Raw genomic sequence first — 20,251 nt, 5'->3', positions numbered from 1 at the left:
TGCCATCTCCCCACCGCGCGAAGGGGCGCAGTGGGACTCGATGATCCTATCCTGAACGATTTTGGGAAAGGTGTGTCAGAATTTCGCCTCGGGCAGGGCCGCGACATTGATGCGATAGACATGGACCGGCCATGACACCTGCATCTGCCCGCCATTCAGTGCGGGTGTGCGGTCAAGCTGCGCCGCAGGGACATACATCATCCCGTCGGGCGTGACATACGATCCTGCGGGCCAGTGCAGGCGCGGGTCGGTCACGATGCGTTGATAGATACGCTTGGGCGTCAGGCGGAAGATGCTGCTGGTGGAGACATCATTCAGATACAGTGTCCCGTCCGCACCCACGGCGATCCCGCCATAGGGGGGGGATTTGTACCACAGGGTGGGGCTGTCTTCCAATTCGATGGGCGTGACCTTCGGATCAATCAGCACATCCGTGCCCAGCTTGTAGATCGGGCCGCTGAGCGGTTCGAAATACAGCCATTTCCCATCCGGGCTGATGGCCATCTGGCTGATATTGATGATGGCGGTATGGCCGGATGCGTTCTTCATCACACGCGCGTCGGGGCCGAGGATCGGCCGTCCCGCCGTCAGGGCGGGGTTATGTTCCATCAGCCGACGCTGCCCATGGCCATCAAGGTCGGCCACGATCAGTGCGGGCACCCCTTCATCCCCGATATAGGCATGGCCATTGCCCACCCGCATCGTGGACAGGTGGCTGTCCGGGCGCAGGCTGGCCGCGTCCACATCCCATGTCGCCGTAACCTGCGCCGTGCGGGTGTCGATGCGCATGACCTTGGGCTGCGCGCGCGTCCCGTCGGCGGCGATCCCGCTATCGAGTACCCATAACGTCCCGTCCGCCTGTAACTGAAGGTCCGCAGGGGCAATCAGGCGTTGCGCCGCCGGTGTGGCGGGGTCGTTCGATGCCGCGTCGGGATAGGGGACGGGGTGTTGTCCGGGGGCGAAGATGACAAGGCCGCCCTGCTTTATCCCGGTCCATGCCGGGGCCTGTGCGATGAACCGGCCATCGGGCAGGACGACGACCCGGTCCCACGTTGCGGTGGCGGAGGTCGCGACATCATCCATCGGTGCGGACGGGTTCAGCGGCGGCGCAGGTTTGGCCGCATGCGCCTGGCGTGCGTCAAACGGGGCGTTCATCAGGGCCAGCGCCCCGACAAGGGCGCAGGCGACACCCGCATGGCGGGTGCGATGCGGGCGGGACGGGGCGGAATCGTGACTGGACATTGTCCGCATGTCGCCATGAACCGCCCACGAAGGCAAGGGGCCGTGGGGGATGGCGGGTATCCGCGCGCCTATTGCCCGCAATACCGGTGCCGAAGATGCCGCAGATACGCATCAGGCCCCGGCGGCGCCCCCGTGGCGTCGCGCACGATGTCGCGCATCGCGGCACTGCTGGCGCGATGATGGACATGGGTGCGCAGCCATGTCAGCAGCGTGGAGAAATCACCCCGCGCGATATCTTCCATCAATGTCGGGCACGCCTTCTGTGCCGCCTCGCGCAATTGGGCGGCGATCATCGCGCCAAGCGTGTAGGTGGGGAAATATCCCCACGATCCCGATGGCCAGTGGATGTCCTGCAGGCAGCCCAGCCGGTCTTCGGTCACGCGCAGGCCCAACAGGTCGTAAAGACGTGCGTTAAAGGCCCCCGGAAGGTCACGCAGCGTCATCTGCCCGTTGATGAGTGCGGTTTCCATCTCATAACGCACAAGGATATGGGCGGGATAGGTGACCTCGTCCGCATCCACGCGGATGAACCCCGGACGCACGCGCGTAACCTGCCGGTGCAGCGTATCTGCGGACCATTCGGGCGACTGTATGTCCCCGCCAAGCGCGGTTGCAATGACGGGGGCTGCCCATGTCATGAACTCGGCCGAGCGGCAGACCTGCATTTCCATCAGCAGCGACTGGCTTTCATGCAGGCTCATCCCGCGTGCCGCGCCGACGGGTTGTGAATGCCATGCACGTGGCAGGCCCTGTTCATACAGCGCGTGACCGCTTTCATGTACGACGCCCATCAGGGCATTGAGGAAATCGCCTTCCTCGTAACGTGTGGTGATGCGCACGTCGTCTTCCGCCCCGCCGCAGAAGGGATGCAGGCTGACATCCAGCCGCCCGCGTGCCATGTCGAACCCCACGGTCCGCATGATCTCCTGCCCCAGTGCGGCCTGCGCTGCGGTTGCGAATGGCCCGCGCGGCAGGGCCGGCGCGGGGTGCGCGCGCTGATGGTCAAGCGCATCGGCGATCAGGGCCGGAAGCTGTGTGGACAGGCGGCGGAACACAGGATCGATATCCGCCTGCCGTGTGCCGGGGTCATATTGGTCCAGCAGCGCGTCATAGGGCGAAAGCCCAAGGGCCTCTGCCTTGGCATGGGCGATTTCGCGCGTGCGCGCCAATACGTCCTCCAGATAGGGCAGAAGGCTGGCGAAATCGCTGTCGCGGCGTGCCGTGCGCCACGCCATCTCGCACCGGGATGCCGCGCGGGACGCGGCCTCCACCAGGTCCGGGGGCACGGCCATGGCGTGGGCGTGCAGCCTGCGCATCTCCTGCAGGTTCGCCGCCTGCCACGCATCCCCCGGTTCTGGCGCCGCCGCCAGCAGGTCCGCCATGTCCGGGGTGGTCATGATGCCATGATGCAGGACCGATAGTGTCGCGATGCTTTCGGCCCGGCTGTCGGCGGCGCCCGATGGCATCATCGTGTCCTTGTCCCACCCGAGGATGCCCAGCGCATTGGCGATATGTCCCATCCGCGCAAAGCGGCGGACCAGCGTGTCATATGCATCATGTGCGGCAGGTGTGGGCGTGTCGGCCACGGGGTCGTGCATGGAGGAATTCCCGGCGTAAAGGAGTCGTTATCAATTGCGCCCTAGCGTGGCGGCCTTGGGCGCAACACGCAAGCAGGGACGGTGCCACCCATGCCGGAAAAGGCAGGCGACGTAATCGAACAGGGGCTGCGCCTGCTGGCGCAGGGGCAGGCGGCGGCGGCAGGCGGGCATTTCCGCCAGATCCTGCGCCGCGATGGCAGCCATGCCGGTGCGTTGCACGGGATGGCCTGTGTCGTGCGTGCCTGCGGGCGTGACGACCTTGCCATCGGGTTGGCCGGGCGCGCGATCGAGATCGAGGGAGCGTCCCATTATTATGTGACACTGGCGCAGGCATTGATGGCGCGTGGGCATGTGGTGCAGGCCCGCGCGGCGGTAAATGTCGCCATCCTGAAATCCCCGCGCGATCCTGTGGCGCGCGCGGCGCAGGCCCGCATTGCCGAGGAATCTCACGATTTCACCACGGCGGAGACGGCATATGCGCAGGCCATCGCCTGTGGTGGCGTTGACGCATGGCGGCCCCGGGCGGACATGGCGCGCTTCTTGTGGCGTCGGAACCGTCGTGCCGATGCGCTGTCCTGGATGCGCAAGGCCTTTTGCCTTGCCCCGGAGGGGGACAGGCAGCTTTTTCACGAACTGGTGGAAATGCTGCTGGGCTGCGGCCACCTGCCAGAAGCACGGGCCAGTCTGGAGGCATGGTTGCAACATCTGCCCGATGACGCGATGGCGGCGGGCAACCTTGGCGCGGTCCTGTTCGCGCAGCGCGAGTTCGCGGCCGCCCTGCCATGGCTGCGGCAATGTGTGCAGGTCCTGCCCCATGCGGATGTATGGAACAATCTGGGCCTGACCTTCATGGCGCTAGGCGACGTTGCGCGGGCGCGTCGCGCGCTGGAACAGGCGCATGACCTGCGTCGTGACGACGGCCGGATTGCCGCCAACCTTGCCACCGTCCTGGCGGAGCAGGGGGAAGACGCCCCCGCCGCCGCCCTGTGCCGTGCGGTGATGGCAGATAAGCACGCCGATGCGCAGACCCGGGCACAGGCGCGCTTCAACCTTGGCACACTCATGCTGGGGCAGGGGCGGATGGCCGAAGGCTGGGCATTGTGGGAGGCGCGGCATGCGCTCCTGCCCGCCGATACGACGCATTATCCCGTCCTGCCCCGCTGCACGCGCGCGATGCTGGCTGATGGCGCGGGGACAACAGGGGACAGGATCGTTGTCCATGCCATGCAGGGAATGGGCGATACGATCCAGTTCCTGCGGTATGTCCCCATGCTGGCGCGGCGGCGGCGTGTGGTGCTGGTGCTGCCCCCCGCGCTGCATCGGCTGGCGGCCAGCCTGCGTGACAGGACAGGGGCTTCTGTTGCGCGGCGCATGGAAATTATCGCGCCAAATGATGAATATCCACGCGGTGTCGTGGCGCGATGCGACCTGTTCAGCCTGCCGTACCTGTTGGGGCTGGATGCGCTTCCGCGTCCGATGGGGGCATATGTCGGCCCGGTGGCCATGCCTCGCGCGATGGGGGGGATACGGGTTGGCCTGTGCTGGGCAGGGAATGCGCAGTACCGTTTCGACCGGCTCCGTTCCGTCGGGGCGCAGCGGATGGCGATGCTGGCGGGGGTGCGGGACGTGACGTTCGTCAGCCTTCAGCAGGGGGCAGGGGATGCCGACCTGCCATTCCCGATGGAGGTGCCGTCACTGGGCGATGTGATGGATACGGCGTGGGTGATCGCCACGCTGGATCTGGTGATCTGCGTGGATACGATGGTGGCGCACCTTGCCGGGGCGATGGGGCGCCCGGTCTGGCTGCTTAACCGTCATGGGGGGGACTGGCGCTGGTCCGCCGCCCTTGGTGGGGGGGATGGTGACGCATCGTCACGGCCGCACGGAAGCTGCTGGTATCCGCACCTTCGGCAGTTTCGTCCCGCACATGCGCTACCGCCGCCCCATGCGTGGGACGGGGTCATCGAACAGGTGCGCGATGCGCTGCATGACTGGCGCGCGGCGCGGCGGGATGTCAGGGGCTGTCTGGACTGATCGTGAGGTTCCCTGACCTTCCGTCAGATCGTGACGGTATCCAGGGCGGAGGTCAGGCGGGTGGCGTTGGCCTCTGCCTTTTGCAGTCCGGCCAACAGGGTCTGGCGAATGGTCTCCAGACGCGCCTTGTCCGTGATCTTCAGGCCGAACAGGTCCTTGACATAAAACACGTCAACCGCCCGCACGCCATAGGTCGTGATATGGGCCGACGCGATCTGCAGCTTCTGGTCGCTGATGGTTGCCGTAATGTCATGCAGCAGGCCGGGCCGGTCGCGCCCGTTGATTTCGACCACCGTGCAGGCATTGGACGCGCGGTTGTCGATCACGACGCGCGGCGGCACATGGATGGCGCGCATGCGCCGCCCGCTGCCGCGCCGCCCGCAGCTTGCGATTTCCTTGCTGATATTGAGCTGTCCTGACAGGGCCTGCTCCACCAGCATCGACAGGCGCGCCAACTGCTGCGGTTCCTCAAAGGCCGCGCCATCGGCGTCCTGAACCCATAATGTATCGAGCGCCATGCCGTTGGTCATCGTATGGATGCGCGCATCGACAATGGATGCGCCCGCAATGGCGACAGCCCCGGCGATGCGTGAAAACAGGCCCGGATGGTCGGCGGCATAAATCGTCACCTCGGTCACGCCACGCGCCGGAATCGGTTGGGATTCAACCGTCAGCGGGGAATGCCTGGCCTCGGATTCGGTAATCAGGCGGATATGGCGGCGATGGGTGTCACGGTCGAATGACAGCCAGTAACTGCCGTAACCCAGCCCCATGAAATGGGCGATCTCCCCTTCGGGCAGGCCATCTTCGGCCAGCCACTGCGCCGTTGCGGCCTTGGCGCGGGCGACGCGGACATCGCGTTCCGTCGTGGCCATGCTCCCTTCAAGGACTTCGGCCACGCGCATGTAAAGTTCATTCAGCAGCGTCGCCTTCCACGCGTTCCATACACGCGGCCCGACCGCGCGCATGTCCACGATCGTCAGCAGCAGCAAAAGGCGCAGGCGTTCGGGCGACTGGATGATGTCGGCAAGGTCGAGGATCGTCTTGGGATCGTCAATGTCGCGCTGGAACGCCGTATGGCTGAGCAGCAGGTGATGCAGCACCAGCCACGACACGGTCTCCGTCTCTTCGCTGTCCATGCCCAGTTCGGGGCAGACATGCAGCGCGATTTCCGATCCGATTTCCGAATGGTCCCCGCCCCGTCCCTTTGCGATGTCATGCAGCAGGACCGCGACATACAGCGCCCGGCGCGAATGCAGGTTGCGCGCCAGTTCATAGGCCAGCGGGATTTCGTCCGCCATCGACCCGTGTTCCACGCGCTCCAGGATACGCAGCGCGTCGATGATGTGCTCATCCACGGTAAAGACATGATAGGTGTCGAACTGCATCTGCCCCACGACCCGCGACCAGTCGGGCAGCAGCCGCCCCATCAGGCCAGTTTCGTTGAGGATATGCAGCCAGTAGGCATTCCCCTTGCGCCGTCCCTCGTCCATCTGGTGAAAACTGGGGGCGTCATCGCCCTGTACAGCCGCAGGCGGGGTGCCGGCGGCGCCATGGCGGGCGCGCTCTGGCGGGGTGCCGCACATCAGGTCGAGGAAGATGGAAGACGCCTCCGCATTGCCACGCAGGGTGGCGGCATGGCGTTCCCAGCGGATCATCTGCTGCATCGCCAGGGGATGGATCGGCAGCTTGCGCTTTTTCGCCCATGCCAGCAGGCGCATCATCTGGATTGGTTCATGTTCGAACGATGTGCCGCGTTCAGGCAGGATGCGTCCGTCCATCACGGTAAACCCGGCATCACGCATCTGCGTATCGGCCTGTGGTGCATTGGCGATGGGGCCAAGCGCCTGGCGCAGGACGGCAGGTTCAAGCACAAGCGTCAGGCGCATGACCTCGCGCACCGTCAGGAAGTAGTGGCGCATGAAACGCTCCACCCCCACCTGTCGGCCATGACGGGTATAACCCATGCGCCCGCCGACCACCGGTTGCACGTCAAAGGTCAGGCGTTCTTCCGCCCGGCCGGAGACATAGTGCAGGTGAAAGCGCACGCGCCACAGGAAATCCCATGACCGGCGGGCGCGCTTGGCCTCTTGTTCCGTCAGCAGGCCGAGTGCGCTGAAACCGGGGGCCAGCAGGTCGGAGACATGGCGCGTGCCGAAAGTATAGCGGCACATCCAGTACAGCGTCTGCAGGTCACGCAGGCCGCCGCGCCCTTCCTTGACATTGGGTTCGACAAGATAGGGGCTGTCGCCGAAACGGTGGTGGCGGGCGGCCCGTTCACGCCGCTTGTCGGTGATGAAACATGCGGCCCCCGCCGTGACGCAGGCGACGATGTAGCGTGCCTCGAACATTGCGAACAGGGTGGCGTCCCCCGCCAGAAGCCGTGCGTCGAGTAAGGTGGTGCGCACGGTGGTATCGGCCTCGGCCTCCGTGATGCACTCATCAATCGTGCGCGTCGCATGCCCGACCTTCAGCCCAAGATCCCACAGGAAATACAGGATGTATTCGACAACGCCGCGCACCTCGTCCGACGGTTCGTCCGGGGTCAGGAACAGCAGGTCGATATCACTGAACGGCGCCAGCAGCCCACGCCCGTAACCGCCCGTTGCGGTAATGGCGAAGCTGACGTCGCCCGCCACCTGCGACTCGGCACGGATGCTGTGGGTCGCGAATTCGCACAACGTGCGGATCATGCCATCGGTATAGCTGGCCAGCAGCTTGCCCGCGTCCGCGCCGCCCAGGCGATGCGCCTCGAATTCCTCGCGCACATGGGACTGAAAGCGCGCAAGGTGCCTGCGGAACAGGCTGATCGCCTCCTCCCGCGGGAGTTCCGGGGCATAGGGTGCGTTCAGTCCCAGCGCGTCGCGCAGGGCAATGGTCATGTCCTCGACAGTGGAGGCGGCGTGGGCAGGGCTCGGCATCGCGGTCTGGTCGGCGTCCTTTGGGGCGAATGGGCCGGACAAGTGTGCCGGTCTTTGCAGTTACGGGTCCAGATGTTCCTTACTGGAATGTAGGAGTTTTTTTAACCGGTAAAGGGCGTCGAGCGCCGCGCGCGGGGTCAGTTCGTCGGGATCGAGGCCGATGACCATCTCGATCACTTTTTCCGGCAGTGCGGGTGTGGCCTCCGCAACCGGGGGCGGCGTGTCGATCCGTTCGAACAGGGGCAGGGCCGGGGCGGCGGCATGGCGTTCCTTCTCCAGCCCCGCCAGCAGCCGTCCGGCGCGGCGCACCACGGGTTCGGGCACCCCGGCAAGGCGCGCGACATGCACGCCCCAACTGCGCCGGGCGGTGCCGGGGACGACCTCGTGCTGGAAAATCACCTCGCCCTTCCATTCACGCACGCTCATGGTGTGTGGCGACAGGCGCGGCAGGCTTTCGGCAAGTTCGGACAGTTCGTGGAAGTGGGTTGCGAATATGGCCCGGCACCGCAGCGTCGAATGCATGGCTTCGAGCACGGCCCACGCGATCGCCAGACCGTCAAGCGTTGCCGTCCCGCGTCCGATTTCGTCCACCACCACCATGGATCGTGGTCCCGCCTGGTTGAGGATGGCCGCCGTTTCCGTCATTTCCACCATGAAGGTGGACCGCCCGCGCGCAAGGTCGTCCGCCGCCCCCACGCGGGAAAACAGGCGGTCCACGATGCCGATGCGCGCGGCCTTTGCACAGACCGGCAGTCCCGCCTGCGCCACGATCACCGCCAGTGCCGTCTGCCGCAGGAAGGTGGACTTGCCCGCCATGTTCGGGCCCGTCAGCAGCATGACGCGCCGGTCGGGCGACAGGTCGCACGAATTGGGGGTGAAGCGCGCATCACGCGGCAATGCCGCCTCCACAACCGGGTGGCGGCAGTCGGTCAGGTCGAACGTGGTGTCATCGCTGATGGCGGCGCGGCACCATGTCCCCCCACCGGCCAGTTCGGCGCACGACTGTATGATGTCCAGCACCGCAAGGGCGGAGGCGATGTCAGGAAGGGCAGGTTCGTCGAGGATGGTGCGTACCAGTTCGGCAAACAGCGTGCGTTCGCGTGCCGCCGCGCGTTCCGCGGCCTCGATGATGCGTTGGTCGAGGCTGACGAGGCGGTCGGTTGAAAACCGCGCGGCGCTTGCCGTGCCCTGCCTCAGGATCAGGTCCTCGCGGTCCTTCAGCCGTGCAGAGGCGGCGGAGGGAACCTCGATCACATAGCCAAGCTGCGCATGGTGACGGATCTTGAGGTTGGAGATGCCAAAGGCGTCGGCATATTCCTGCTGAAGTGCGGCAATGATCCGGCGGCTGCCATCGCGCAGTTCACGTTCGCCATCAAGTTCGCCATCATATCCCGTGGCGATGACGCCCCCATCCTCCAGCCGTGCGGGCAGGGTATCGGACAGGGCGCGCGCCAGCAGGGCCTCAAGCTCCGTCGCCTTGTCAAGATGTGCCGTGGCGCGTGTGACAAGCGATGGGGCCTGCGGGCTTTCGCGCACGATGCGCGCGACGTGGCGCGCCGTGGACAGGGCGGCGCGGATGGCGGCGGCATCGCGCGGCTGTCCCCGGCCCAGCGACAGGCGGCCCAGCGCCCGCGCCACGTCCGGCGCGGGGCGCAGCGCATCGCGCAGGGACTGGCGCACCTGTGGCTTGTCCAGCAGCCATGCCCATGCGTCCTGCCGGGTCGTGATGCGCCGCGCATCCGTCAGCGGGGCCGCGATCCATTCCCCCAGCAGCCGGCTTCCCGCCGCCGTGACCGTGCGATCGACCGCAGCGAACAGGGTGTGCGTGTTGTCCCCATCGCGGGTGCGCAGAAGGTCAAGGCTGGCGCGTGTCGCGGGATCAAGGCCGAGGACTTCGCTGCTGTCATGGGGGTGCGGGCGCGACAGGCGCGGCAGTTGCCCTGCCTGGCTGCGGCGGATGTAGTCGATGGCGGTCGCGCCGGCCATCGCTTCGCCATCGGAAAATGTGCCGAATGCGTCAAGGCTTGCCGCGCCAAAGGTCTCGGCCATGCGGCGGCGGGCGGCGGCGGCATTCACGGGGATGACAGGGGGCGCGCGGCGGGCGGCGAAATCGCCAAGCGCGATGTCGTCGGCGCACAGGATTTCCGCCGGGTCAAGGCGTCCAAGCAGGTCCTGCAACCCGTCCGCTGGCAGGTTCGCCGTTTCAAACAGGCCGGTGGAAATGTCGATCCATGCGACCCCCAGCCGCCCGGTGCCGCGTTCCGCCACGATACAGGCCAGCAGATTCTGCTGTCCCGCCTCCAGCAGTTCGTCTTCCGTCAGGGTGCCCGGTGTCACCAGTCGCACGACCTCGCGACGCAGGGGGCCTTTTGCCGCGGCGCGTCCCTTGCGTGGGGCCTCTGTCTGTTCGGCGACCGACACGCGAAATCCCCGGCGGATCAACCGCGCAAGATAGGCGGGGGCGGCATGTACCGGCACGCCGCACATCGCGATGGGCATGCCCGCATGCGTGCCGCGCGCCGTCAGGGAGATGTCGAGCGCCGCCGCCGCCGCCTCGGCATCGGCGAAGAACAGTTCATAAAAATCGCCCATCCTGAAGAAGAGCAGGGCTTCGGGATGCTCCGCCTTCAGGGCGAACCATTGCGCCATGGCGGGGGTGGCGCCTTCGGGGGTGGGGATGGTCATGTCATGGATGTGTAAAGAGGACATCCCCGATTTTCCAGACCCCGAATCCCGACAGATGTGAAAGAGGGGGGTGAAAGGCGGCGCGGCGTCAGTCCGCGCGCGCTCTGGCACGCAGGCCCATCCTGCGCAGGACGGCCGATGTGATGCGCCCGCCATCCATGATGCCCGTCAGGTGCAGCCCGATGCCATAGGTCGCGCCCGCCACCATCATCACCGCGCCCAGCATCAGGGTCCGCCCGGTGCGGGTCATGTCCATCATGTGTCCCGCGGGCGTACACTGGCACAGGAACATCACCACCACCCCCATCAGGGCGGTGCATGCGGTCATGCGCGACAGGCGTGACACCAGGCTTTCCGTCAGCAGCATCGCCCCGTTACGCAGCAGGACACCCCCCAGTACGACCACGTTGACGATGGCGGCGATGCTGCTGGCAAGGGGTGGGCCGACATGGGCCAGCGGATGCATGAAGGCCAGGTTCAGCACGAGGTTGAGCGCAAGCGTGCCCATCCCGATGATAACCGGGGTGCGGGTGTCGCCACGGGCGAAAAATCCGGGAGAAAGCACCTTGACCATCACGAAGGCAGGCAGCCCCAGCGCATAGGCGCGCAGCGACTGTGCCGACATCATGGCGTCATGGGCGGAAAATGACCCATGACCGAACAGCGTCATCATCACAGGTTCCGCAACCAGGATCAGCCCCAGCGTCGCAGGCAGCGTCAGGACAAGCGCATATTCGATCGCGCGGTTATGGATGGCGTGCGCGTCCTGTATTTCGCCACGGGCAAGGTGGCGCGTCAGAACCGGCAGCAGTGTCGTGCCTGCCGCCGCCCCAAGCACACCAAGGGGAAGCTGGTTCACGCGGTCGGCGAAATACATCAGCGACACGCTGCCCGCAGGCAGCAATGTGGCGATGATGGTGTCGATCATCAGGTTGATCTGTGTGATGCCACTGCCCACCAGGCCCACGGCCATGCGTCCCAGAAGCTGTCGGATGCGCGGTGTGACGCACGGCACGACCGGGTGCAGCGTCATGCCCGCGCGGTGAAGTGCGAACAGCAGGATCGCGAACTGGATCACACCTGACGCCGTCACCCCCCATGCGGCGGCGTTCGCAACACTCCCGACATAAGGCGGCAGCAGCAATATGGCGGCGATTCCCACGACGTTGAAGCTGACATACGCCGCCGCCGCCACACCGAAATGGTGCATGCCGTTCAGCACGCCCGACACCAGCGCCGCCCCGCAGATCAGCACGAGGTAGGGAAATGTGATGCGGCTTAACGATATGGCCAGTGTGTCACGCACCCCGTCATGGGCAAAGCCCGGTGCAAGCAGCCGCAGCACGCCGGGCATGAAAATCTCGCCCACAACCGTCAGCAGCGTCAGCCACGCGATAAGCACACTCAACGTTTCGTTGGCGAAGCGGCGCGCGGGCCCTGTCCCTTCCTGTGCCAGAAGGGAGGAGAAAAGGGGCACGAAAGCAGCGTTCAGCGCGCCTTCGCCAAACAGGCGGCGGAACATGTTGGGCAGGCGGAAGGCGATCTGATAGGCATCCTGAACCGGCCCGACCCCCATCAGCGCCGCAAGAAGCTGGTCACGCACAAGGCCGAGCACGCGGCTGAGCATGGTCCAGCCGCCAACCGTCAGAAACCCCCTGAGCACGCGTCCCCCGTCGGTGGCCGCATTGCGATGGTCGCGTGCGATGGTGGCATCAGTGGTCCATGACCGCGCGTTCGACCGCCATGCGTACACGACGGGATTCGGGGGGGGTAATGGACATGAACCAGTTGACCAGCGTGCCATCGCGGCCAATCAGGTATTTATAGAAATTCCACCGTGGCCGCGCCAGGAACCCGCCCTGCTGCGCCAGCCAGCGGAACAGCGGGGTCGCCTGTGGGCCGCGTACATGGCATTTCGCCGCAAGCGGAAAGGTAACGTGATAATTGCGTTCGCAAAATGCGCCGATTTCCTGCGCGTTGCCGGGTTCCTGTGCGCCGAAATCATTGGACGGCACACCCAGCACCGTCAGGTCATGGCTGCGCCATGTCGTCCACAATCCCTGCAATCCCTCGTATTGGGGGGTAAAGCCGCATTTGGATGCCGTGTTGACAATCAGGATCGGCTTGCCGCGCAGGGAGGAAAGGTCGATCGGCTCTCCGCTCAGGGCGGGTAACGTGAAGTCATACGCACAGGTCATGGGAATTGCTCGGGCTTGGGATAGGGTGGCGGTGTCGCCAGCGGTCTTGGGGGATAGGCGAATATTCGCCCGGTGCAGTCAAGACCCCCACCGCGTCAAGGGCGGGGGTTTTGTGTAAAACCCCGGTAACATTGCCACTGATATTGTCACGCATCGCGCGCGGCAGATCGCGCGCGGCAGCCTGCCGGGGCGTCATGTGGGGATGCCGAACTCCTGCCCCACCGGGCGGTTCATCAGCCGGGTGCGCGCGGCATGCAGGTCGATCGCCCCTGATAGGACAAGGGCCACGGTTTCGATGACCGGGACGGACACGCCCCGCCCCCGCGCAAGGTCAAGCAGTGCGGGCGCCGTGGTCACGCCTTCCACGACTCCACCCCCCTGTGCCAGGGCCTGTTCCAGCGTTTCCCCCCGCCCCAGTGCCAGCCCAAGCGTGTAATTGCGTGATGCCGCCCCCGTGCAGGTCAGGAGAAGGTCGCCGATTCCCGCCAGCCCCGACAGGGTTTCCGCCTGTCCACCCAGCGCATGCGACAGGCGGCCAAGTTCGGCGAGGCTGCGGGTAATCAGGGCGGCGCGTGCATTTTCGCCAAGGCCCGCGCCGATCGTCGCGCCCGCCGCGATGGCGATGACGTTCTTGGCGGCGCCACCAACCTGCACCCCGGTGGGATCGTTGCTGGCATACAGGCGGAAGGATGGGGTCGTCAGCAGGTCGGCAAGCGTGCGGGCCTGTGTTGCACTGGCGCAGGCCAGGACGGCGGCAGCGGGCAGGCCATGGGCGATTTCATGGGCAAAATTCGGGCCGGACAGTACGCCATGTGCGACCGTGGGGTGGATCTGGGCCATGATTGCACATGGCAGCATGTCGGTCGAAAGCTCGACGCCCTTGCAACATGCGATCATCGGCGCGATCGGGGGCACGCGCGTGCAGACCGCGCGCAGATGTTGCGTCGGCACGGCAAGGAGGATCGCATCGGCATGTGTCGGCATGTCCGCCGACAGGGTGATGCGTTCGGGCAGCACGGCGTCAGGCAGGCGCGGCAGGGTGCGTCGTGGCGACAATGTTTCGGGCTGGCGCGCCCACAGATGCACATGCGCCCCGGCCCGTGCCGCCTGTATCGCAAGGGCGATGCCCCATGCCCCCGCGCCGATGACGGCGATATGCGCGCTGTTCATGTCCATCCGCTTCTCTCCTGCCTGTCACTGGTGCCTGCCATCTGGCATGCGCCTGAACGGGCGGCCCGTGCAAGGGGAAGGATACAGGGGGACAGGCAGGCACGCGACAGCATGCACGGAAGGCAAGCCCCGGCGAAGAGGTCGGGCGATGTGGGGGATCAGGCGATGCGGGTTATGGCGCCCGTCATCTTATGGGGCGCCATGATGCCCGCGATGATCGGGGCACTGGGGCACTGGGGCACTGGGGCATTGGGGCACGTGGGCACCGGGGCGGCGTGTCGTGCAATCAGACCGCCGCCGCAGGTGCGAAACGCGCCGCCATGTCCGACAGGGGCCAGCGCGGGCGCGGGCGCAGGGCGATGTCATCGGGAATGGGCATGCCGCCTGCTGTGGCCGTGCGCATGGTCTCGATCGCGGCCCATGCCACCATGACCGCGTTATCCGTGCATAACCGCAGCGGCGGGGCGGTGAACGGCAGGCCCCGTGCCTGCGCGATGGTGGTCAGGCGCGCGCGCAGGACGGTGTTGGCCGCCACCCCGCCCGCCGCCACCAGCCCGCGCGCGTCAGGCATCATGTCCAGCGCATGCCCGATTCGGTCGGCCACGATATCGCTGACCGCATGCTGGAAACTCGCCGCGAGGCCCGCTGCCACCTCATGCGGTAATGCCGCGCGGTCATAGGGGGCAAGTTTCTGCGCCACTGCTGTCTTCAGGCCGGAAAATGAAAAATCGCATCCCGCCCGTCCCATCAACGGGCGCGGCAGGGCAAAGGCGGATGGATCACCCTGTTGTGCCAGGGCCTCGACCGCCGGGCCGCCGGGCCAGCCAAGGCCGAGCATCTTCGCCACCTTGTCAAACGCCTCGCCCGCCGCATCGTCGATCGTGCCGCCAAGCCTGCGGTAATGGCCTACACCCTCCACCGCGATGCACTGGCAATGCCCGCCGGATACCAGCAGCAGGAGGAAGGGGAACGGCGCGCCACCGGGCGTGATCCCCGGCAGGCGGGCCGTAAGGGCGTGGGCCTCGATATGGTTGACGGCGATGAATGGCCGCCCCAGCGCGAGGGCGAGGCCCTTGGCGAAGTTGGCGCCCACGATCAGCCCCCCGATCAGGCCGGGGCCACAGCTTGCGGCGACCGCGCCGACATCTCCCGGCTGCATCCCCGCATCGTGCAGCACCCCGCGCACCAGCGCAGGCAGCGCGCCCAGGTGCGCGCGCGCCGCGATTTCGGGCACGACCCCGCCGAATGGCACATGTCCGGATTGCGTTAATGTCGCCTCTGCCATGACGCGACCGTCGGCCGATACGATGGCGCAGGCCGTGTCATCACAGGAAGATTCAATCCCCAGCACGGGTGATGGCAGGTCGGGTGCGGGTACGGGGCGCAGGCTCATCGTGCAAAATACAGTCCGTTTGGGGCGAATGTCATCTTTCCTTTATCGTGAGGGGGTAATAGACACGCGATATGGATTTCGCAAAGTCTTCCGCCCCTGTTCCATCGTCCGCGTTGCAGAAAGTCGCGGCCGAGGCCGCTGCACGACAGCGAAAGGACACTCTCCGCGCCGAACCGCACCGGCGGCAACTGCCGCTGAAGGTGGGAACGCGTGCGTCCCCGCTCGCGCTTGTGCAGACGCGCGCCTTCCTGACGGTGCTGACGCGTTTCTGTCCGGTCCTGCGTGACATGGGCGCGTTCCAGGAACACCAGATCAGCACCACGGGTGACCAGGTGCTGAACCGCAAGCTGGCGGAAATCGGTGGCAAGGGCCTGTTTGCCAAGGAAATCCACGAAGCGTTGCTGGACGGGCGGATTGATTTCGCGGTCCACAGCCTCAAGGATCTGGAGACGGCGTTGCCGCCGGGGCTGGTCCTGGCCTGCACCCTGCGGCGCGAGGATGCGCGCGATGTCCTGATCCTTGGTCCTGATTGTCCCACGCCGGACCCGATGGACCCGTATTCCGCCCTGGCGCCGGGTGCGTTGGTGGGATGTGCGTCCGTGCGGCGGCAGGCGCAGATGCTGCATGTCCGCCCCGACCTGCGCTTTGGCCTGCTGCGTGGCAATGTGCAGACGCGCCTTGACAAGCTGGCGGCCCGGCAGTGCGAGGCGACGTTGCTGGCGCTGGCGGGATTGCGCCGTCTGGGGATGGAGGATCGTGCGGACGTCATCCTTGACCCCACGGTCATGGTGCCTGCCGCTGGGCAGGGGATCGTGGGCGTCACGGTGCGCGAAAGTGATGTCGAACTGCGCGAACTCCTCGCCGCGATCGAGGATTACGAGGCCCGCGCCGTCGCCACCGCCGAACGTGCCCTGCTGGCTGAACTTGACGGGTCGTGTCGCACCCCCATTGGTGGGTATGCCCGCCTGATCCCGGTGGTGGCCGGTGGCGCGCCCGAACTGCACCTGACCGGACTGGTCGCGCGGGAAGATGGATCTTTCCTGCTCAAGCGTTCCATCAGCGGCGCGCCGTCCGACGCCGCGCGCCTTGGCCATGCGCTGGGACGCAGCCTGCGGGCCGACAGCCCGTCGGATATCTTTGCCGAATAACGGCAGTATCTCACAGGGCGGGCGGGCGGGCGTGCTGGTGACACGGCCGCCCCCGGGCCTTGCGGAAACCATTGCTACACTTGCCGCGCGGGGCTGGCGACCGGTCGCGGCCCCGATGCTGGATATCGTCACCTGTCCGCTGGCGTCATATGGCGCGTCGCCGCCACAGGCGGTGGTCGTAACCAGCAGCCAGGCGGTGGCCGCCATCGCGCGGCCCGACCTTGTGGGCATTCCCTGTTATGCCGTCGGTGCCGCGACGGCCCGTCGCGCGCGTGCCGCCGGTTTTGCCCATGTGCGGATTGCGCCCGAAGGCACGGCGCAGGGGCTGGGCCGGATGCTGTCGGCCCAGATCATGCCATTGGCGGGGGCGCTCCTGCTTGCGGTGGGGCAGGGATATGCCATGGACCTTGCGCGTGACCTGCGTGACGTGGGCTTTCGGGTGCGGCGGCGTACGGTCTATCGCGTGACACGGCGCAGGCAGCTTGACAGGCCGGGACATGAGATGCTGATGGCGGGGCAGGCGGCGGCCGTGCTGTTCTTCTCCCCCCGCACGGCGCAGGCATTCATGGCGGCATTGACGCCCGCGCAGCGTCTGGCGCTTGCGCATGTGCGCGCCATCGTCATTTCCGAACGTACCGCGCGGGTGCTTGATGCGGCGCTGTGGCGATCGGTGGAGGTTGCCCCCACCCCCGACAGTATTGGCATGCTGTCCCGCCTTGGCGCCGGGCCTTTGTCCGTGGGGCCTTTTTCCGACATGCCCTGAGAGGCTGTTTGGGAAGGCTTTTTGGGACAGCCAAAATTTATGGATGCCCCCTGTCGTCGCAGGCAGGCTGTGCCATAAGTCTTTGTAAAACATTGAAGATAATAAGATATCTGGCTGTCTTATCGGCTGCCTCTGTCAAAAAAAAGCCCGATGGACATTGCCACCGGGCCCTTGATTTCCTTCAGTCCCGACCGGGCATGCCGGTGTCAGGCGTGGCCGGCGGCCTGTGCGAAGGAAGAGTTGCGCTTGCGCTGCCACAGTTCCACAAAGTCGATCGGTTGCAGCACGACCGGCGGGAAGCCGCTTTCGCGCGTGACATCGCACAGGATGTTGCGCACGAACGGGAATATCAGGCGCGGCACCTCGATCATCAGGATCTGTTCCAGGATGTTTTCAGGTGCGCCCGTCACCGTTGTCACCGCGCAATATACCAGTTCGCCCACGAAGACCGGACGCTCGGCCGCAGGTGCGTCGGCGGTGGCTACCGGCGGCAGCTTGGCCATGATCTTGGTGGTCATCGACACTTCGTAAACCGGCTGTTCGGGGTGGAGCTGCGCGGTCGTCACGTCGATTTCGATGTTCATGCTGGGGTTTTCAGCCTGCAACTGCTGAAAGATCATGGGGCCACCCGGAACCTCGAACGACAGATCCTTGACGTATTGCAGGTTGATGCTCATCGAAATCTGGGGGGCGGACTGTCCCTCCGGCTGTTCGTTGGTGTCCTGCGGAAGGGTGGAGGGCTTGTCGGTCATGTGGCTGTGTATTCCCTGAAAACGGAAAGGGTGAGGAAATAGGGTGTTCCCAGCCGGTAGCATGCCTCCGCGCGTTCGCCAACTGTATCGCCGCGTCAGGCAATTGCCGCGATATGTGCATTAAACGCCTCTGTCGCATTGTCTTGGCAGCGGGCGTTGCCTATGTTTGGCGAAGGATTTTTTAACGGGTCGGGGTTCTCCCGCTCGCGGGTATGGACAGGCGGCATGGATTTTTTATTTGGGCATTTCCCCCTTGACCTGGTGTTCCTGGGGCTGGTCGCCGTGTTTCTGGTGCTGCGCCTGCGGGGCATCCTGGGCAAGCGTGTCGGCGCCGAACCCGCCGCGCGTACGATGCAGCCCACGCCGACACCGGCCCCTGTGATTGAGGGGAAGCCCGAACCCGTGGCCCCCGCGACGACCTATGACATCCCGACCCCTGACACCCGCGTGGGACAGGTGCTGTCCGCGATCGCCGCGCGCCAGCAGGGCTTTACCCCCGACGGTTTCATCCGCCAGGTGGAGGACGCCTTTCGCCAGATCGTGCAGGCCTATGCCGTGGGGGATATCGAAACCCTGCGCCAGCACCTGACCGAAAGCACCTTCACCGCGTTCGAGGCTGCGATCGTATCGCGCCAGCAGGCCCATGAAACCATGCGCAGCGAAATCCGTGACATCACGGACATGGCGATCATTGATGCGGAACTGTCGCCCGATGTCAGCGTGCCTTATGCCCGGATCGAGGTGCGCATCGTGTCCGATCAGGTCAGCGTCACGCTGGACCAGAACGGACAGCCCGTATCGGGCGTGGACGCCGTGACCGAGTTTTCGGACCTGTGGACGTTCGAACGGATTCTTGGCGCGGCGACCCCGGGCGCGCAATGGCGTCTTGGCGCCAGCCGCAGCGCCTGATCCCGATCCCTTTTTCCAACTATCAGCCTGAGACTGTGCCTGAGTGATCATGAAGCGTGTACCTGTCCTTGCGTCGGCACTGCTGCTGTGCGCGTGCCATAACCTTGCCCCGCAGGTGGGGCCTCAGACAGCGGCCCGGCATGCGGATGACAGATACCCTTCCAAGACACGGGCCATTTCCTTTTCAAAGGTCGCGGGCTGGGACAGCGACGATACGGCGCAGGCGCTTTCGGTCTTTGTGGCGGAATGCCACAAGCTTGGTTCCCTGCCCGCCGAAAGCGCCCTTGGCGATGGCGCGGGCGGGGCGGGGACCCGCGTGGGGGACTGGCTTGCGGCCTGTGACGCCGCACGCCGGGTCGCGCCGGACAATGCCGCCGCCGCGCGGGATTTCTTCCAGGCATGGTTCCAGCCCTATCGTATCGGGACGCCTGACCGGCAGGGAACGCTGTTCACCGGGTATTATGAACCTGAAATCCGTGGGTCGCTGAAACGTGGCGGGATCTACCAGACCCCGGTCTATCGCCGTCCGCCCGACCTGCAGCGCACGCGTGATGCGCAGGGCCACATGCACACAGGCCGCAAGGAGGGGACTAAATTCGTGCCCTATGCCACCCGTGCGCAGATTGATGGCGGCGCGCTTGCACATCACAAGCTGGAACTGCTCTGGGTGGCAGATCCGGTTGACCTGTTTTTCATGCAGGTTCAGGGCGCGGGTCGCGTGCGCCTGCCCAACGAACAGGTCGTGCGCCTGAGTTTCGACGGCCATAACGGGCAGCCTTATGTCCCATTGGGCCAGGTAATGGTGCAAAAAGGATATCTTGAGGCAGGCCATGTGAGCCTGACGGCGATTCGCGACTGGCTGGAGACACATCCCGCGCAGGCCCGCAGCGTGATGGAGGCGAACCCCAATTATGTCTTCTTCACCGAACTGCCTTCCGACAGTACTGATGTCGGCACGCCCGGCGCATTGGGCGTGCCGCTGACGCCGGGACGTTCCCTGGCGGTGGACCGCCATGCCATCCCGCTTGGCGCGCCGGTTTGGATCAATACGGCCGTCAATGCCGCGGGACATGTGGAAACGTGGAAACGGCTGGGCTTTGCGCAGGATCTGAGCCGTGATGTCAAGGGAACGGGGCGTGTGGACCTGTATCTTGGCTGGGGGCCAGAGGCGGCGCAGGATGCCGCGGCCCAGCATTCCGTCGGTCAGCTGATCGTGCTGTTGCCCCGCAAGGCCGCAAAAGAGGCCGTAAGGGACGCCGCATCCGGGGACGGTGCGTCCTGAACGGTGGTTGCCTGGTGTGCGAACGCCACGGGATGACCTGAAACAGATTATTGATAAATAACGCTAAAAGTTCCTGTTGGCTGCCTTCCTGGAAAAGCGGCGTCGTTTGAAATCCTAATAAGGTTTCGGCAATAAGATTTCGACAGGGACTTTCAC

14 protein-coding genes are annotated in these 20,251 nt (G+C 65.6%); 5 read left to right on the top strand and 9 right to left on the bottom strand.

What is annotated here, in order from left to right:
* Nucleotides 1–75: 75 nt before the first annotated feature.
* A complete protein-coding gene (locus IFJ82_RS12310) occupies nucleotides 76–1,242 on the bottom strand; it encodes an L-dopachrome tautomerase-related protein (protein WP_192264782.1) in 1,167 nt (388 codons plus the stop codon).
* A 68-nt stretch (nucleotides 1,243–1,310) separates the two neighbouring features.
* Nucleotides 1,311–2,840, bottom strand: a complete 1,530-nt coding sequence (locus IFJ82_RS12305; protein ID WP_192264780.1) for a carboxypeptidase M32 — start codon at nucleotides 2,838–2,840, stop codon at nucleotides 1,311–1,313.
* A 90-nt stretch (nucleotides 2,841–2,930) separates the two neighbouring features.
* On the opposite strand from IFJ82_RS12305, the gene IFJ82_RS12300 reads away from it, so the two are divergent.
* A complete protein-coding gene (locus IFJ82_RS12300) occupies nucleotides 2,931–4,874 on the top strand; it encodes a tetratricopeptide repeat protein (protein WP_192264778.1) in 1,944 nt (647 codons plus the stop codon).
* A gap of 23 nt (nucleotides 4,875–4,897) precedes the next feature.
* Here the strand turns inward: IFJ82_RS12300 and IFJ82_RS12295 are convergent, their stop codons facing one another.
* The 6 genes from IFJ82_RS12295 to tsaD form a co-directional block, all read right to left on the bottom strand.
* On the bottom strand, nucleotides 4,898–7,795 hold the full coding sequence (locus IFJ82_RS12295) for a [protein-PII] uridylyltransferase (RefSeq protein WP_192264777.1): 2,898 nt from the start codon (nucleotides 7,793–7,795) through the stop codon (nucleotides 4,898–4,900).
* Nucleotides 7,796–7,855: 60 nt separating this feature from the next.
* The gene (gene mutS, locus IFJ82_RS12290) at nucleotides 7,856–10,480 is read right to left on the bottom strand and encodes a DNA mismatch repair protein MutS (RefSeq protein WP_192266528.1); all 2,625 of its coding nucleotides are present in this window, start codon (nucleotides 10,478–10,480) and stop codon (nucleotides 7,856–7,858) included.
* A gap of 88 nt (nucleotides 10,481–10,568) precedes the next feature.
* Nucleotides 10,569–12,143 (bottom strand): murein biosynthesis integral membrane protein MurJ, encoded by a 1,575-nt coding sequence (murJ, locus tag IFJ82_RS12285; RefSeq protein ID WP_075632141.1) that lies wholly within the window; start codon nucleotides 12,141–12,143, stop codon nucleotides 10,569–10,571.
* 49 nt (nucleotides 12,144–12,192) lie between these two features.
* Nucleotides 12,193–12,678, bottom strand: a complete 486-nt coding sequence (locus IFJ82_RS12280; protein ID WP_003618167.1) for a glutathione peroxidase — start codon at nucleotides 12,676–12,678, stop codon at nucleotides 12,193–12,195.
* A gap of 192 nt (nucleotides 12,679–12,870) precedes the next feature.
* Complete coding sequence (locus tag IFJ82_RS12275; RefSeq protein ID WP_175575080.1) at nucleotides 12,871–13,854, bottom strand: NAD(P)H-dependent glycerol-3-phosphate dehydrogenase; 984 nt, start codon at nucleotides 13,852–13,854, stop codon at nucleotides 12,871–12,873.
* A 280-nt stretch (nucleotides 13,855–14,134) separates the two neighbouring features.
* Nucleotides 14,135–15,241: a tRNA (adenosine(37)-N6)-threonylcarbamoyltransferase complex transferase subunit TsaD gene (tsaD, locus tag IFJ82_RS12270; protein ID WP_192264775.1), complete on the bottom strand. Its 1,107-nt coding sequence runs from the start codon at nucleotides 15,239–15,241 to the stop codon at nucleotides 14,135–14,137.
* 71 nt (nucleotides 15,242–15,312) lie between these two features.
* On the opposite strand from tsaD, the gene hemC reads away from it, so the two are divergent.
* Together hemC and IFJ82_RS12260 are read left to right on the top strand one after the other, a co-directional pair.
* A complete protein-coding gene (hemC, locus tag IFJ82_RS12265; RefSeq protein ID WP_192264774.1) occupies nucleotides 15,313–16,389 on the top strand; it encodes a hydroxymethylbilane synthase in 1,077 nt (358 codons plus the stop codon).
* A gap of 37 nt (nucleotides 16,390–16,426) precedes the next feature.
* A complete protein-coding gene (locus IFJ82_RS12260; protein WP_225578661.1) occupies nucleotides 16,427–17,152 on the top strand; it encodes a uroporphyrinogen-III synthase in 726 nt (241 codons plus the stop codon).
* A 206-nt stretch (nucleotides 17,153–17,358) separates the two neighbouring features.
* On the opposite strand, the gene secB is transcribed toward IFJ82_RS12260, so the two are convergent.
* On the bottom strand, nucleotides 17,359–17,904 hold the full coding sequence (gene secB / locus IFJ82_RS12255; protein WP_003618177.1) for a protein-export chaperone SecB: 546 nt from the start codon (nucleotides 17,902–17,904) through the stop codon (nucleotides 17,359–17,361).
* A 225-nt stretch (nucleotides 17,905–18,129) separates the two neighbouring features.
* Here secB and IFJ82_RS12250 point away from each other — a divergent pair, with 225 nt between their 5' ends.
* On the top strand, nucleotides 18,130–18,813 hold the full coding sequence (locus IFJ82_RS12250; protein ID WP_003618181.1) for a Tim44/TimA family putative adaptor protein: 684 nt from the start codon (nucleotides 18,130–18,132) through the stop codon (nucleotides 18,811–18,813).
* A 49-nt stretch (nucleotides 18,814–18,862) separates the two neighbouring features.
* The gene (gene mltA / locus IFJ82_RS12245; RefSeq protein WP_075624014.1) at nucleotides 18,863–20,095 is read left to right on the top strand and encodes a murein transglycosylase A; all 1,233 of its coding nucleotides are present in this window, start codon (nucleotides 18,863–18,865) and stop codon (nucleotides 20,093–20,095) included.
* The last annotated feature ends 156 nt before the right edge of the window (nucleotides 20,096–20,251 follow it).

Source organism: Novacetimonas hansenii, assembly GCF_014843995.1.
GTDB classification, from domain to species: domain Bacteria; phylum Pseudomonadota; class Alphaproteobacteria; order Acetobacterales; family Acetobacteraceae; genus Novacetimonas; species Novacetimonas hansenii.
The sequence above is the reverse complement of the archived record's forward strand: the minus strand, read 5'-3'. Positions and strand labels throughout refer to the sequence as shown.